Source organism: Amycolatopsis mediterranei (genome assembly GCF_026017845.1).
Classification (GTDB): domain Bacteria; phylum Actinomycetota; class Actinomycetes; order Mycobacteriales; family Pseudonocardiaceae; genus Amycolatopsis; species Amycolatopsis mediterranei.
This window is the reverse complement of record NZ_CP100416.1, coordinates 8508529-8521891: the sequence shown is the minus strand read 5'-3', so window position 1 is coordinate 8521891 and position 13363 is coordinate 8508529. Positions and strand designations below refer to the sequence as shown.

The window sequence follows — 13363 nt, the reverse complement described above, 5'->3', positions numbered from 1 at the left end:
GTGTGGTTTCTTTAGTGGCCCCGGAAGTCCCCCGGAAGGATGCGCGTCATCAGAACTACTTGCTGTTTCCTGAAATCACCGGATCGGGTTCGCTCGACGCCCCGATCGAGTGCATTTCTGGGCTTTCAAGGAAAAAATCACCCGATCGTGCCGGTGTTGCCTCGAATGGCTGAGTCGTGAAGAAAGCGAGAATGGAATCCTCATGTCAAGTAGAGGTCGAGACCGGTGACTGAACTCAGGGACACGGTCGTCACCGAAGCGGTGCCGGCCCAGCGGCGGGTCCGGCCGGGCGACCGGCCGCGCGACGCCGTCCGCGCCCGCCCGCTGCTCGCCAGGGTCAACGCCGTGGCCGTGCTGCTCGTCGCCGTCGACGGCGCCGCCTGGCTGGCCGCGGTGCTGCGGACCGGGCCCGTTCCGGCGTGCGCGGCGGTGACCGCCGCGGCCCTCGCGGGGGCCCGGGTGGCCGGCCGCGTCCACCGCCGCCGCCTCTGGCTCTCCTGGCTGCAGGACCTGCCGCGCTCGGTCACCGCCACCGCGCTGGCGTTCGCGCTCGTCACCGGCTTCGGGCTGGTGGCGGGGATGGACGGCGACGACACGGCGCGGATGCAGGAAGTGGTCCTCTGCTTCGCCGTGCTCAGCGAAGCGGCCCGGCCGGCGGTCTTCGCGTTCGGCCGCTGGGGCCGGCGGCGGCTGCGGCGCTGCGACCGGGCCGTCGTGGTGGGGTCCGGCCGGATCGGCGGCGAACTGGTCCGCACCATGCTGGAGCACCCCGAATTCGGGCTGCTGCCGGTCGGCGTCGCGGCGTCCGGCCCGGAGCCGGTGCCGCCCGGCCTGCCGGTCGAGCGGATCGACGGCGACCTCACCGGGGCCATCGCCCGGCTGCGCGCGGGCACGGTGATCCTCGCCCCCGCCGACGACTCGGGCGGCGCGATCGTCGACGCCGCCATCACCGCCCACCGCCTCGGGTGCGTCACCCTGGTGCTGCCGCACCTGTTCGAGCTCTGCCCGGACGGGCCGGGCGTCGACCGGCTCCGCAGCTACCCGCTGGTGTGGCTGGGCGGCGCGCCGACCCGGCGGCCGAGCTGGTGGGTCAAGCGAGCCGTCGAAACGACGCTGGCCGCGGCCGCGCTCGTCGTCCTCGCGCCGGTCATCGCGGTCTGCGCGCTCGCCGTCGCGGTGGAGAGCGGGTTCCCGGTCTTCTTCCGGCAGGTGCGCGTCGGGATGGACGGCGGCACGTTCGTGCTCTACAAGCTGCGCAGCGTGCGGCAGGCCGCCGTCGACGATTCGCAGACGCGCTGGTCGGTCGTCGGCGATCACCGGGTCGGCCCGGTCGGCCGCTTCCTGCGCCGGTCCTCTTTGGACGAACTGCCGCAGCTGTGGAACGTCGTGCGCGGGGACATGTCACTGGTCGGCCCGCGGCCGGAGCGGCCGGTGTTCGTGCACGAGTTCTCCGCCGTCCACGACCTGTACTGGGCCCGGCACCGGGTGCCGACCGGGCTGACCGGCCTGGCGCAGGTGCACGGCCTGCGCGGCGACACCTCGATCGCGGACCGGGCGCGCTACGACAACTACTACATCGCGAACTGGTCGTTGTGGCTCGACGTCAAGATCATCATCCTCACGGTGGGAGAACTGCTGTGCCGAAGGCAACGCTGATGCGCCACCACCCGGTGGCGTGCTGGACGGCCGCGTTCGTGCTGCTGGCCGGCTGCCTCGCCGGCTGCGTCGCCAGTTCGGCGCAGGAGATCGCGGTCCCGCCGCCGAAACCGCTCGCGCCCTGCGCGTGGTGGTACGGGATCGGTCAGCCGCCGACGGCGCAGGAGATCGAGCTGGCGGCCAAGCGCTACCAGGTCGTGGTGCTCAACGCCGACCAGGGCGCGGCCATGCGCCGCCTCCACCAGCTCAACTCGCGGGTGAAGGTGCTGGTGTACAAGGACCTCTCGAGCACGCGCAACTACCCGGGCGCGGTCGACGGCGGCCAGGACGCGGTCTTCCTGCCGAGCGGGATCGGCTACGTCGCCGCGCAGGAACACCACCCGGAGTGGTTCGCCCAGGACGTCAACGGGCGGCGGATCGAGTGGCAGGGCTACCCGCGGCACTGGCAGATGACGGTGTGGAACCCGGACTACCAGCAGGCCTGGACCGACGCCGTCGTGGCGGAGGTGACCCGCGAGGGCTGGGACGGCGTGCTCGCGGACAACGACTTCAACTCGCTGAGTCATTATTCGTCCGCGGTGCTCGCGGGCACGGCGAACGTCGCGGAGACCGACCGCAAGCTCCGCGACGGCCTGGACGCGTTCCTGTCCAAGGCAGGCGACGCCCTCACGAACGCGCAGAAGCTCATGGTGCCCAACGTGTCCGAGACGCACCTGGTGCCGGGCCGCTGGACCGCGCACTCCCGCTTCGGCGGCGCGATGGAGGAGAACTTCGGGTTCCGCGAGAACGGCGGCACCGGTGGCCTGCTGACCTTCCGCGGCAACGAGTTCCAGGAGCTGCGCGCGCAGGCCGCCCTCGGTGAGTCCCTGCTGCTGCTGGTCACGCGGACGCACAACGCGCGCGAGGAGCGTTCCGGCTACGCGAGCGCGGCCCTGCTCGCCGGCCCCCGCACGTGCTGGACCCGCGCGACCACCGACGACTACCGCGACCCGGAGTGGTCGGCGTTGCAGGATTCCGGGCTGGGTGAGGCGATCGACGCGGCGAGCCGGCTGCCCAACGGCGTCTGGACCCGCACGTTTTCCCACGGCTGGGTCGCGGTCAACACGACGGCGTCCACCCAGACGGTGGAGCCCCCGCCGGGCTTGGTCAAGCCCGGCGCCCCCGCACCGACCCCAACCCCCACCCCAACCCCCACGCGAACCTCCACCCCCACCTCAGCGCCGACCTCGACCCGCACCTCGGCACCCACCTCAACCCCGGCTCCGCCCTCGCTCACGTTGGAAGCCGCGGACGCGATCATCCTGGTCGATCCGCAGCAGCTCGTGAAACGCGGCACCTGGCGAATCACCCGCGACGAGTTCCGAATCGGCCGCCTCTGGGCCCGCTGACTCGTGTCGTCCCGCCAATCACGCGAGATGACCTCCCAATCACGCTAGATGCCTCCCCGATCACGCGAGTTCCCCTTGGGGTCACGCGGAGCCCGGTGATCAGAGGGACATCACCCGTGATCGGAGGGTCGTCACCCGTGATTGGCGGGTCGACACGACCTGGTCAGCTGGTCGTACAGGTCCAGGTGACGGCGGGCGCAGGCCTCCGGGCGGTAGCGGGCGTGGGCGCGTTCGGCGAGGAGCCGGCCCAGGCGGCCCGGGTCGGGCTCCGCGAACAGGGCCCGTAGGCGGTCGGCGAGGGCCGGGACGTCGCCCGGTGGGGCCAGGAACGCGGGGGTGCCCGGGACGTCGAGCATGGCGGGGACGCCGCCGGTGGCCGTGGCCAGGACCGGCTTGCCCGCGGCCATCGCTTCGGCCACCACCAGCGGCTGTTGCTCCATTGTGGACGGCAGGACCAGCGCGTCGGCCCCGGCGAGCAGGGCGGGGACGTCCGGCCGGAAGCCGAGGAACGTCACGCGTCCCGCCAGCGGCGGCTGCCGCGCGGCCCGTTCCGCCGCCGCGCGTTCCGGGCCGTCGCCGATCACCGTCAGCCGGGCGTCCGGTGGCAGCACGCCCGGCAGGGACAACGCGGCCAGCAGGTCGAGCGCCCCCTTGCGCTCCACCAGAAGCCCGGCGAAGACGAGGTGCCGCACCGGCCCCTGCGGTGGAGACGGCGAAGCAGCGGAGACGCAGTTGTCGACGTGCACCAGCCGCCCGGCGGGCACCCGCAGCCGACGGCGCAGGAACGCCCCCATCGCCTCGGCCGGCACGATCGTCCGGTCCAGGACGCGGGCGACGACGGCGTCCGCGGCCAGCACCGTCCGCGTGTACGCCGACGGCCCGGCCGCCCCGCGCGCGCCCCGGAACCACGGCTCCGCGACGTCGTCGGGCACGCCGTGGTAGGTCTGGACCAGAGCCGGCCGGGCACCGCGGGCGAACCGCAGCCCCGCGATCACCAGCCCCGCGCGCCGGTCCTGCGCGTGCACTACGTCGGGCCGCCACGCCCGCAGCGCCGCCCGTGCCCGGCCCGCCGCCGCGAGGTCTTCCTTGCCGGTCACCGCGAGCTCCTCGTGGTGACCGTCGAGCAGCGCGGCTCCCCGCGCCGGCACGGGACCGAAGACGCGGACGTCGTGGCCGTCGTCGGCCAGCGTCGCGGCCAGCCGGACGGTGACGTCCACCGGACCGCCGCGGTCCTGGGTGAGCAGATAGGCGATGCGGGTCACGAGAGGCGCTCCGACGGGGTGAGTTTGTCGACGAGGGCGGCGATCTGGTCGGTCATCCGCCCCCGGTCGAAGGACAGTTCGACGCGGCGGCGGCCGCGTTCGCCTTCGCGCCGGGCCAGTCCGGGGTCGGCGAGGCGCGCGGCGACGGCGTCGGCGAGCCGTCCGACGTCGCCGGGCGGCAGCACCGCGCCCGCGTCCGCGACGCTCTGGCGCATCCCGCCGACGTCGAACGCGACGACCGGCCGCGCGCACGCCATCGCTTCCAGCGGCACCAGCGCCATCCCCTCGGCGCGCGAGGGCAGGACGACGACGTCCGCGGCGGTGTACCAGGCCGCCGGCTCGTCGGTGTGCCCCGGCCAGCGCACCGACGCGTGCCCCGCCACCGGGTGCCGCGCGCGCCAGACCGGGCCCATCGGCCCGTCGCCGGCGAGAACGAGCTGCGCGTCCGGCAGCCGCCGCAGCACCGCGGGCCACGCCGACAGCAGCTGGTCCTGGCCCTTGAGCTCGGCGAGCCGGCCGAGGCAGACGGCGATCGGCGCGTGTTCGGGCAGCCCGAGCCGCCGTCGCGCCGCGAGCCGGTCGCCGGGGACGAACCGGGTGGTGTCGACGCCGTTGCAGACGACTTCCGCCTCGGCGGTCACCCCGGCGGCCCGGCCGGCGGCCAGTTCGTCGTCGCTCACGCAGACGACGAGGTCGGTCCACCGCGACGCGAGGCGTTCCCACGCGGCGGACGCGCGGCGCAGGGGACCACCGGCCGTCTCGAAGGACCACAGGTGCGGCTGGAACACCGTGGGGCGGCCGCCGCGCACGGCCAGCCGTCCGGCGAGGCCGGCCTTGGAGCTGTGGAGGTGGACGACGTCGGGGTCGAGGTCGTCCAGGAGCCGCCGCAGCCGCAGCGCCTCGGCGACCGAGCCGGGACCGGGTGCGCGGCGCGCGGCCCAGCCACGGACGTCGATGCCGAGTTCGCGGGCGCGTCCGGCGAGCCAGCCGGACGGCGGGCAGGCGATCGTGACGGACCAGCCGCGGTCCCGTTGCGCCACGGCGAGGTCCAGCACGACCACGGCGACACCCGCGGTCACCGGCTGGGAGACGTGGACGAGCTTCACCGCAGGCCTCCCCGGCGCAGTTCGGCGAGCGCACTCCGCTGCAGCACCAGCGTCGCCCCGGCGTACCCGGCGACGAGGACCGAGGCTTCGGCCACCGCGCCCGGCAGCGAGTCCCCGAACCACCGTCCCAGTACCACCGCCGGCCCCGCGCCCGCCACGCACGCGAGCGCGACGCGCGCGAACATCCCGCCCAGCTCCGCCACCGAAGGCGCCACACCGAGCCCCGCCAGCACCCGCCACGCCGCCGGCACCACCAGCCACGCCGCCCCGCACTGCACCAGCGCGACCGCCCCGATGCCGGCGCGGGTCAGCACCGTCAGCCCCACCGCGAGCAGCACCAGGTGCGTCGTTTCGAGCGCCAGATAACGCCGGACGTGCCCGGTCGCCTTCACCGCCTGGTACCAGATCTGCAGCAGGCAGATCCCCAGGCCGTAGCCGGACAGCAGCACCAGCGGGCCGGCCGCGCCCGCCCACCGCTCGCCCAGCAGCACGACGTGACCGGCGAGGACCGCGAGCGCCAGGTACAACCCGCCGGTCACCACGAGCACCGCGCGGGTGAACCGGGTGACCGCCCCGCCGAGCGGCGTCCCCTCGCGCCGCAGCCGCGTGAACACCGGGAAGGCGACCGCGCCGAGCACGACCGCCACCATGATGTACGGCACCCAGGCGAGCCGGTACGCCAGCGAGTAGACGCCGACCGCCTCCGGCCCGAGTCCGTGCCCGACCGCGAAGTAGTCGAGGTTGACCAGCAGCGCGCCGACGACCGCGGCCGGCCCCACCACGGCCACCCAGCCCAGCACTTCGCGCGCCGCCGCGGGGTCCCAGCACGGCCGGACCCCGCCGCGGGCCAGCGCGCCGAGCAGCGGCTGCGTCACCGCGGTGGCCAGCAGGCCGAGCACCAGTGCCGACGGCCCGGCACCGCACGCGGCGAGCACCACCGTCAGCACCGCGCCCAGCACCGCGCTCCCGCCGTCGGGCAGCAGCCGGCGCCGGAAGTCGAGTTCCCGGTGCATCAGGCCCATCTGCACCCCGCCCGCCGCCGAGAACGGCAGGCCGAGCGCGGCCAGCCGGACCAGCCCGGCGGCGTCCGGCGTGCCGAGCAGCGCCGTGAGCGGGCCGGCCGCGGCCACCAGCGCGCCGGCCAGGACGATCCCGGCGCCGACGCTCAGCGTCAGGACGGTGCCCGCCGTCCGGCGCGGATCGCGCTCGGTGCGCCCGATGACGTCGTAGACCCCGATCGACTGGACGACCTGGCCGAGGTTCACCAACGCCACCGCGAGCGCCACGGCGCCGAGCTGCCCCTCGGTGAGCAGGGCGGCCAGCACCAGGGTGACCAGCATCTGGCTGCTCTTGCTGACGAGGTTGACCACGCCCAGCCACAGCGAGCCGCGGACCGCGCGGGTCCCGAGCGCGGCCGTCACGTCGCCCGCACCCGCCTCGCGGCGACCACGGCGAGGCCCCACGCGACGACCACCGCGACCCCGTCCACGGTGACCGCGGCCCGCGACCCGAGCGCCGAGCCCACCAGACTGTCCACTGTGTACAAGTAGGCGAAGGGGACGGCGAGCGCGAGGACGGCCAGGCCGGCCGCACCCCAGCCCGGCCCGCCCCGGTGGCGCCACCACAGCGCGGCCACCGCGGCCATCGCGGGGACGGCGATCAGCACGTCACCGGGTTGGTGCACCACGCAGACCACCACGGCGAGCACGGTCAGCAGATCGGCGATGGGAGGCTTCGCGGCCTGGACGAGCAGCGCGCTCGTCACCAGCACGCCGGCCAGCACCACCAGCTCGACCCCGGAGGGCACCCAGCCGGTGACGCGGAACAGCACCGCGGCGACGTCGATGCGTTGCGCGGTAACGGAATCGACGGCGCCGTAGTCGGTACCGCGCGCGTGGGTGAGGTTCGCGACGACGACTTCGGCGAACGGCCCGATGCCGCCGCCCCGCACCACGAGGAGCACGACGACCGGCAGGCTGGCGGCCGCGGCGATCGCGGTGCCGAGCACGGCGACCCGCCGCGAGCCCCGGGCGAACAGCAGGACGGTCAGCGGGAAGCCGTACTGGGGCTTCAGCCAGGCGAGCGCGAGGGCGGCGGCCGCCCATCCGGGCCGGTCGCGCCGGGCGAGCACGGCACCGGCCGCGCCGAGGGCGATCAGCGGGTTGACCTGGCCGACGTAGAGCTGCGCCTTCCCGACCTGGCTGGTCACGAGCAGCGCGGCGACGACGGCGGTGGTGACGGCGAACGGCACCGGAACGTACCGCCGGACGGCGTGGGCGGCCACCGCGGCGAGCGCGACGAGCAGCAGCAGCGAGAAGAGGGTGAACGCGACGGCGCCGACCCGGTAGCCGGGCAGCGCGAACGGCGCGTGCAGGAGGAGGTGGTAGGGCTGGTAGAGGTTGAAGTCCTGGCGCACCGGCCAGTGCGCGAACATCGCGGCGGGGTCGTAGGGGTTGCCGCCGGCGAGGAATTCGCGGATGGGGTAGTAGAGGGCATCGCGGAAGTCCTGCAGCCGTTCTTCTCCGAGCACGGCGGGGGTGGGGAGCGGGACTTCCCACGCAGGGGAGATGGCGTGCCAGGCGCTCACTCCTCCGGCGAGGGTCGCGAGGAGGAGGACGAGACGCTGCTTCGGGGATATGCGGTCGCCGCGGGCGAGAACGGCAGGTCGCGGGTCGGCGTCTTGCTGCGAGACACCACCGCGACCGAGTCGCCGGTGGCGTCCGGTGGCGGCGGGGGCAGCGGCGGTGTCTTGCTGCGGGGTCATGCCTGCACCACCGCCACCAGCACCGCGTCCCCCGGCAGCACACTCACCGTCGCCGTCAGGTCCGCCTGGTTGCGCCCCGCCGCCGTCACGGCCACCACCGAGGCGCCCTCTCCGCGCTCCTCCGGCAACCCCGCCGCCAGCTTGGCCGCCGTCTCGGTCAGCTCCGGGGTCACCGGGAGCACCCGGACCGGCCGCCCGGCCGCGCGGCAGAGCCCCGCCAGCCGGTCCGCCGCCGAGGGGTCCTCCTCGCGCAGGACCGTCACCGGGCGGTGCACCCCCGCCGCCGCCAGCGCCCGGCGGACCGGGCCCGGGCCGGCGCCGAGCGGGGTCAGCCGGCGCAGGGCCGCCGTCGCCAGGCCGGCCGCGACCGCGCCGACCAGGGCCAGCCCGCCCACCAGCGGCACGTCCGGTGCCACCGTGAGCACCTCCGGCCGCGCGTCCAGTGTCCGCAGCTTCCCGGCCGGCGCGAGGAGGTCCGCGTCGATCATCGCCTTGGCCAGCGCCATCGCCGTCGCGCCCGCCTGCTCCGGCGAGGCCGCGCGCACCGACAGCCGCGCCAGGCCCGATGCCGGGACCAGCTCGACCGACACGTGCCCCGCGAGCTCGTCGGGGCCGTACCCGGACACCGGCGCCGCCGCCGAAAGCACCGACGGGCTGCGGGCCAGCTCGACCAGCGCCGGCAACGCCAGCGAGACGACCTCGCCGTACGGCGCACCGTCCGCCGCGGCCGGACCGGCGAGCAGGCTCACCCGGCCCTGGTACTCCGCGCCGCGCGTCAGGCCGACGATCAGCACGAGCGCCCCCACCAGCAGCGCCACGGCGACGCTCGAGACCACACTGCGGTACTTCATCGGGCACCTCGAAGCAGTTCGTCGTAGGACTTCATGAGCGTGTGCGGGTCGTAATCGCGTTCGACGGCCCGGATTCCTGCCCGAGCCGCGGTTTCCCGCGCCGCCGGGTCGAACAGCAGCGTGGTCAGCGCCGCGGCCGTCGCGGCCGGATCCGCCGGCGGCACGACGATCCCGCCGCCGCCGGCCAGCACCCCGGCGATCCCGCCGACGTCCGTCGCGACCACCGGCCGTCCGGCCGCCATCGACTCCAGCACCGCCAGCGGCAGGCCTTCCCAGTCGCTGGTCAGCACCGTGACGTCGGCCGCGGCGAGCAGGTCCGGCACGTCCGGGCGGGTGCCGAGGAACTCGACCCGGCGGCCCAGCTCCTGCGCGCGACGCTCCAGCTCCGGACGCAGGCTGCCGTCGCCGGCCAGCCACAGCACGGCGTCGCCGCCGACCGCGGCCCAGGCGTCCAGCAGCACGTCGTGGCGTTTCTGCGGTTCCAGCCGGGCCAGGCAGAGCGCGACCGGCGTGCGTTCCGGGACGCCGAGGGACGCGCGGATCTCCGCGCGGCCGAACACCGGCGGCCGGGGGAACACCGCGTTCCGGATCACCGCCGGACGCTCCAGCCCCGACGCCGCCAGCCGGTCCGCGGTCGCGGCGGAGACCGCGACGACCCGGCCGGACGTGCGGCGCAGGATCCGCGCCGCCGCGGCGTAATCGGCCTCGGCGACGCCGTGGAAGACGGTGACCGGCCGCCGCCCGGGGGCGAGCGCGAGGCGGGCCACCAGGCTCGCGCCGACGTTGTGGGCCAGCACGACGTCGGGCCGGAACCGCGCGATCGCGCGCCGGGTGGCCCAGGCCGCCTTCAGCACGCCCGCCTTGCTGCGGCGGGCGAGCGGCACGGGGAACGTCGGCGTGCCGGCCGCGGCCAGCGCGTCGGCGCGGAAGCCCCCGCTGCCGGCGACGGCGGACACCCAGCCGTACTCCTCGCCGCGGGCCACCATGCCGGCCACGAGCGTCTCCGCCCCGCCCGCCCCCATCTCACTGATCACGTGCAGCACCCGCATCGGCGCTTCCCTCTCCTTCTCGAACCCGGGCTTCGGTCGCGACGGCGAGCGCGGCCAGCGACCAGAACGGCAGGTAGTACTGCTCGGACAGGAACGTCGAAGTCACCAGAACGGCCAGCAGCGCCGCCTGGATCGCGACCGCCTCCGTCCGCCGCGCGCCGGGGCCGGCCCGCCGGACCGTCCGCTCGCTCGCCACCGCGGCGGTGCCGACCACCCCGGCGAACAGCGCGAACCCGGGCAGGCCGAGTTCCGCGGCGACCTCGAGGTACATGTCGTGCGCCACCGGGGTCTGCTCGTCGACCTCGGCGTTGTGCGACTCGGCGGCGTAGTGCTCGCGGAACCCGCCGGGGCCGACGCCGAGCACCGGCTGGGCGGTCAGCATCCGGGCCGCCGCCTGCCAGCGCAGTTCCCGAGTGTCCACATTGGACGCCGCGATGAAGCTCTTCTCCTGCAGGGCCCGGTCCAGCTGCGGCCCGGCGAACAGCAGCGCGCCCAGTCCCAGCCCGGCGATCGCGACGGCCGCGGCGGCGAGCACCCGCCACGGCAGCACCCGGCGCAGCAGCAGCCAGCCGACCGCGGCGGTCAGGCCGAGCGCGCCGCCGCGGGAGAACGTCGCCGTCGCGCCGGCCACCAGGACGATGCCCGCGGCCGTCAGGACGGCGCCCCGGCCCCGGCGGTGCAGCGCCGCGAGCAGGGGCACCGCCGCGACGAGGAAGTAGGCCAGGTCGTTCGGATCCGGCTGCGGCCCGCTCGCGCGCGCTTCGCCCTGGGCGACCAGGCTGAAGAGGGCACCCGCCCCGGCGGCCGTCGCGCCCGCGGCCGCCGCGAGCAGCAGCCACCGGATCGGCACCTCCCGGCTCGCGACGTCCGCGAGCACCGCGGTGACCACCAGGAACGGCAGCCAGCGCACGGTGTACTCCGCGGTGAACGGGCCCGCCGCGTGCCGGGACGCGGTCGCCACCAGCACGACGGCGAGCAGCGCGAGAACGGCGTGCAGCGGGGTCGGCCGGGGCAGCTGCCGGTGCCGGATCCGCACGGCGAGCCAAACCGCGGTCAGCAGGGCGGGCGCGACCTTGCCGAGCTGGCTCTGCACGGCCGTCAGATAGCCCTCGACCGGCGCCAGGCCGACGGTCGCGCACGCGAGGACCCGCAGCAGCGCCACTTCCCGGGTTTCGCGAGCCGAGGGCCGGACGACCGTGACCAGGCTCATCTTCCGGCGTCCAATCCGGTCACCGGCCGGGTGCGCCGCAGAGGCGTCCGGCTGACGTACTCGCCGGTGCCGACGACGTCGAAGTGCTCCCGCAGCGCGGAAAGCACCCAGCCGAGCCAGGTCACCTTCCGCGCACCCGGTGCCGCCATCCCGGGGAAGAACTCCATCCCGGGAGCCTCGGCGGCGCCCAGGACGTCGGTGGGGTGCAGCAGCAGCGAAGGCGACACCCCGCGCACGAGGCAGAGCCGCAACGCCGTCCGGAAGTACGCCTTGGCCAGCCGCGGCGAGAGCGCGTGCAGCTGCAGGAGGTACGAACCGTGGATCGGCGTGCGCAGCAGCGGCATCGTCGTCACCGGGAGCTCCACCAGCGCGCTGCCCGCGCCGGTCTGCCAGCGGTAGGCGTGCACCGGCGCCAGCACCCGGGAAACCCCGCCGAACAGCTCGCCGAGTCCTTCGTCCGAGGTCTTCGCCGTGCGATTGTGGTACGCGCGGGCCAGCGGGCCGATCCACGTCGGCAGCGTGCTGGCGTCGTAGGCGTAGCCGCGTTCGGCGAGCAGCTCGACCAGGTCGCGCGTGACGCTGTAGCCGGGGCCGCGGAACCCGCGCGGCCGGGGCGCGCCCGCGGCGGTGATCGCGGCTTCGGTCCGGCTCAGCTCGTCCTCGAGCCGCTCGCGGGAGTAGCGGTGCAGCCAGGGTTCGTGACCGAAGGAGTGGTTGGCCACCTCGTGCCCGGCGGCGGCGATCTCGGCGACCGCCTTCGCGCCGTCTTCGCGGACGACGTCGGCGCCGACGACGAACACCGTCGTCGTCAGGCCCTGTTCGCCGAGGATCTCCAGCAGCCGCGGGACCGCGGATGGCAGGAAACTGGGCCGGTCGCGCCAGCCGGGATCACCGTGGGTCTTGAGGTAGGCCCACAGGTTGTCGAGGTCGACCGAGACGCTCGCGAGCGGCCGCGGGGTCACGCCGCTTCCCCCGCGAGGGCGGGCGCGCCGGCGCGGGACTGCACGCCGAGCAGCAGGACACCGCACACGACCACGGCGAGGCCGGTGGCGACCCACGCCCCCTGCCCGGCGACGACGTGGTCGCCGAGGACGGCGATGCCGGTGACCGACGCCAGCACGATCGTCGTCGCGTCGGCGGTGGCCACGACCGCCGCCGCCGCGCCGCGCTGCAGGGCGGCCGCCATCGAAGCCTGGCCGAGCACCGCGGCCGCCAGCATCAGCCAGGTCAGCGGATTTCCCGGCAGGGCAAGCAGATCGAGGTGCGCGAGGGTCCGGCTGGCGACCGCCACGACGGCGAACGCGACCCCGGACAGGACCGCGGCCGGCAGGAACGTCCCCGCCCGGCCCGCGGGGACCATCGCCAGCCCGATCCCGAGCACCACGACCGCCAAGGCGGCGACCCCGGCGGGCGGAAGATCGGTGGCGACCGAAGCCGACGAGGACCCGGCCAGCACGACCAGCCCGGCCGCCAGCAGCACCAGTGTCAGCGCTTCCCCGGTGCGGATCCGCCACCCGAGGACGAGGACCCCGAACGCGGTCGCCAGCCCGATGGCCGACGACGACGCGGCCTGGACCAGGTACAGCGGCAGGGACGCCCGCGCGAAGAACGCGAGCGCGAAACCGCCCACCTGACCGGCGAACCCCAGCAGGTACAGGCGATCGGCGGCGAGCCGGGCCAGCAGGCCCAGTCCCGTGCCCGGCCGGCTCCCGGCTCGCCGCGCGGCGACGCTCTGCGCGACGATCCCCACCGCGTAGAGCACCGCGGACGCCACGAGCACCGCGTAATCCACCACGAACCACTCCTCACGTCTCGCCCGCGTACCGGGTGACCCGGTAAAGCGTAGGAACGCGGAAGTGGCTTCACTTTCGAAGGATGGGGTTCGGGAATTCGTCACGCTCCGACGTCGATCTGCGCGCGTCGAGCAACTCCAAAGCGTGATGCATCGCAGTGTCTCGATCGACGGAACACGTTGCGTAGCAACGGTTCGTTGATCACCCGGATCGGCTGCCCGCCGACATCGTGGTCACCTCCGGCCGGCCACCCGTTCGGACTACACGAACCCCGGTCAGGGGTT

General features: G+C 75.0%; 11 protein-coding genes. 2 read left to right on the top strand and 9 right to left on the bottom strand.

Annotated elements, in window-relative coordinates:
* Positions 1-225 precede the first annotated feature (225 nt).
* On the top strand, positions 226-1656 hold the full coding sequence (locus tag ISP_RS38315; protein ID WP_013229159.1) for an exopolysaccharide biosynthesis polyprenyl glycosylphosphotransferase: 1431 nt from the start codon (positions 226-228) through the stop codon (positions 1654-1656).
* Positions 1638-3044, top strand: coding sequence for a putative glycoside hydrolase family 15 protein (locus tag ISP_RS38310; RefSeq protein WP_013229158.1), 1407 nt, complete (start codon positions 1638-1640; stop codon positions 3042-3044). The genes ISP_RS38315 and ISP_RS38310 overlap by 19 nt, the downstream gene beginning before the upstream one ends.
* Before the next feature lie 131 nt (positions 3045-3175).
* On the opposite strand, the gene ISP_RS38305 is transcribed toward ISP_RS38310, so the two are convergent.
* The 9 genes from ISP_RS38305 to ISP_RS38265 form a co-directional block, all read right to left on the bottom strand.
* Positions 3176-4306 carry a glycosyltransferase family 4 protein gene (locus ISP_RS38305; RefSeq protein WP_013229157.1) on the bottom strand — a complete coding sequence of 377 codons (1131 nt, stop codon included), beginning with the start codon at positions 4304-4306 and terminating at the stop codon, positions 3176-3178.
* A complete protein-coding gene (locus ISP_RS38300; RefSeq protein WP_013229156.1) occupies positions 4303-5412 on the bottom strand; it encodes a glycosyltransferase in 1110 nt (369 codons plus the stop codon). Before ISP_RS38300 ends, ISP_RS38305 begins: the two co-directional genes overlap by 4 nt.
* Entirely contained in the window at positions 5409-6833 is a 1425-nt protein-coding gene (locus ISP_RS38295; protein WP_230468549.1) for an oligosaccharide flippase family protein, read from the bottom strand. The genes ISP_RS38300 and ISP_RS38295 overlap by 4 nt, the downstream gene beginning before the upstream one ends.
* On the bottom strand, positions 6830-7999 hold the full coding sequence (locus tag ISP_RS38290) for a glycosyltransferase 87 family protein (RefSeq protein WP_230468548.1): 1170 nt from the start codon (positions 7997-7999) through the stop codon (positions 6830-6832). The genes ISP_RS38295 and ISP_RS38290 overlap by 4 nt, the downstream gene beginning before the upstream one ends.
* Before the next feature lie 173 nt (positions 8000-8172).
* The gene (locus ISP_RS38285) at positions 8173-9027 is read right to left on the bottom strand and encodes a YveK family protein (RefSeq protein ID WP_013229153.1); all 855 of its coding nucleotides are present in this window, start codon (positions 9025-9027) and stop codon (positions 8173-8175) included.
* Positions 9024-10076: a glycosyltransferase gene (locus tag ISP_RS38280; protein ID WP_230468547.1), complete on the bottom strand. Its 1053-nt coding sequence runs from the start codon at positions 10074-10076 to the stop codon at positions 9024-9026. Before ISP_RS38280 ends, ISP_RS38285 begins: the two co-directional genes overlap by 4 nt.
* Positions 10051-11286 (bottom strand): O-antigen ligase family protein, encoded by a 1236-nt coding sequence (locus ISP_RS38275; RefSeq protein ID WP_013229151.1) that lies wholly within the window; start codon positions 11284-11286, stop codon positions 10051-10053. The genes ISP_RS38280 and ISP_RS38275 overlap by 26 nt, the downstream gene beginning before the upstream one ends.
* A complete protein-coding gene (locus ISP_RS38270; RefSeq protein ID WP_013229150.1) occupies positions 11283-12248 on the bottom strand; it encodes a polysaccharide deacetylase family protein in 966 nt (321 codons plus the stop codon). Before ISP_RS38270 ends, ISP_RS38275 begins: the two co-directional genes overlap by 4 nt.
* Positions 12245-13081, bottom strand: a complete 837-nt coding sequence (locus ISP_RS38265) for a hypothetical protein (RefSeq protein ID WP_013229149.1) — start codon at positions 13079-13081, stop codon at positions 12245-12247. Before ISP_RS38265 ends, ISP_RS38270 begins: the two co-directional genes overlap by 4 nt.
* Between the last annotated feature and the right edge of the window lie 282 nt (positions 13082-13363).

What these genes read in the sequence shown, in the direction of transcription:
- ISP_RS38280 (WP_230468547.1), bottom strand. Translation starts at nt 10,076, where the DNA reads ATGCGGGTGCTGCACGTGATCAGTGAGATGGGGGCGGGCGGGGCGGAG.
- ISP_RS38275 (WP_013229151.1), bottom strand. Translation starts at nt 11,286, where the DNA reads ATGAGCCTGGTCACGGTCGTCCGGCCCTCGGCTCGCGAAACCCGGGAA.
- ISP_RS38285 (WP_013229153.1), bottom strand. Translation starts at nt 9,027, where the DNA reads ATGAAGTACCGCAGTGTGGTCTCGAGCGTCGCCGTGGCGCTGCTGGTG.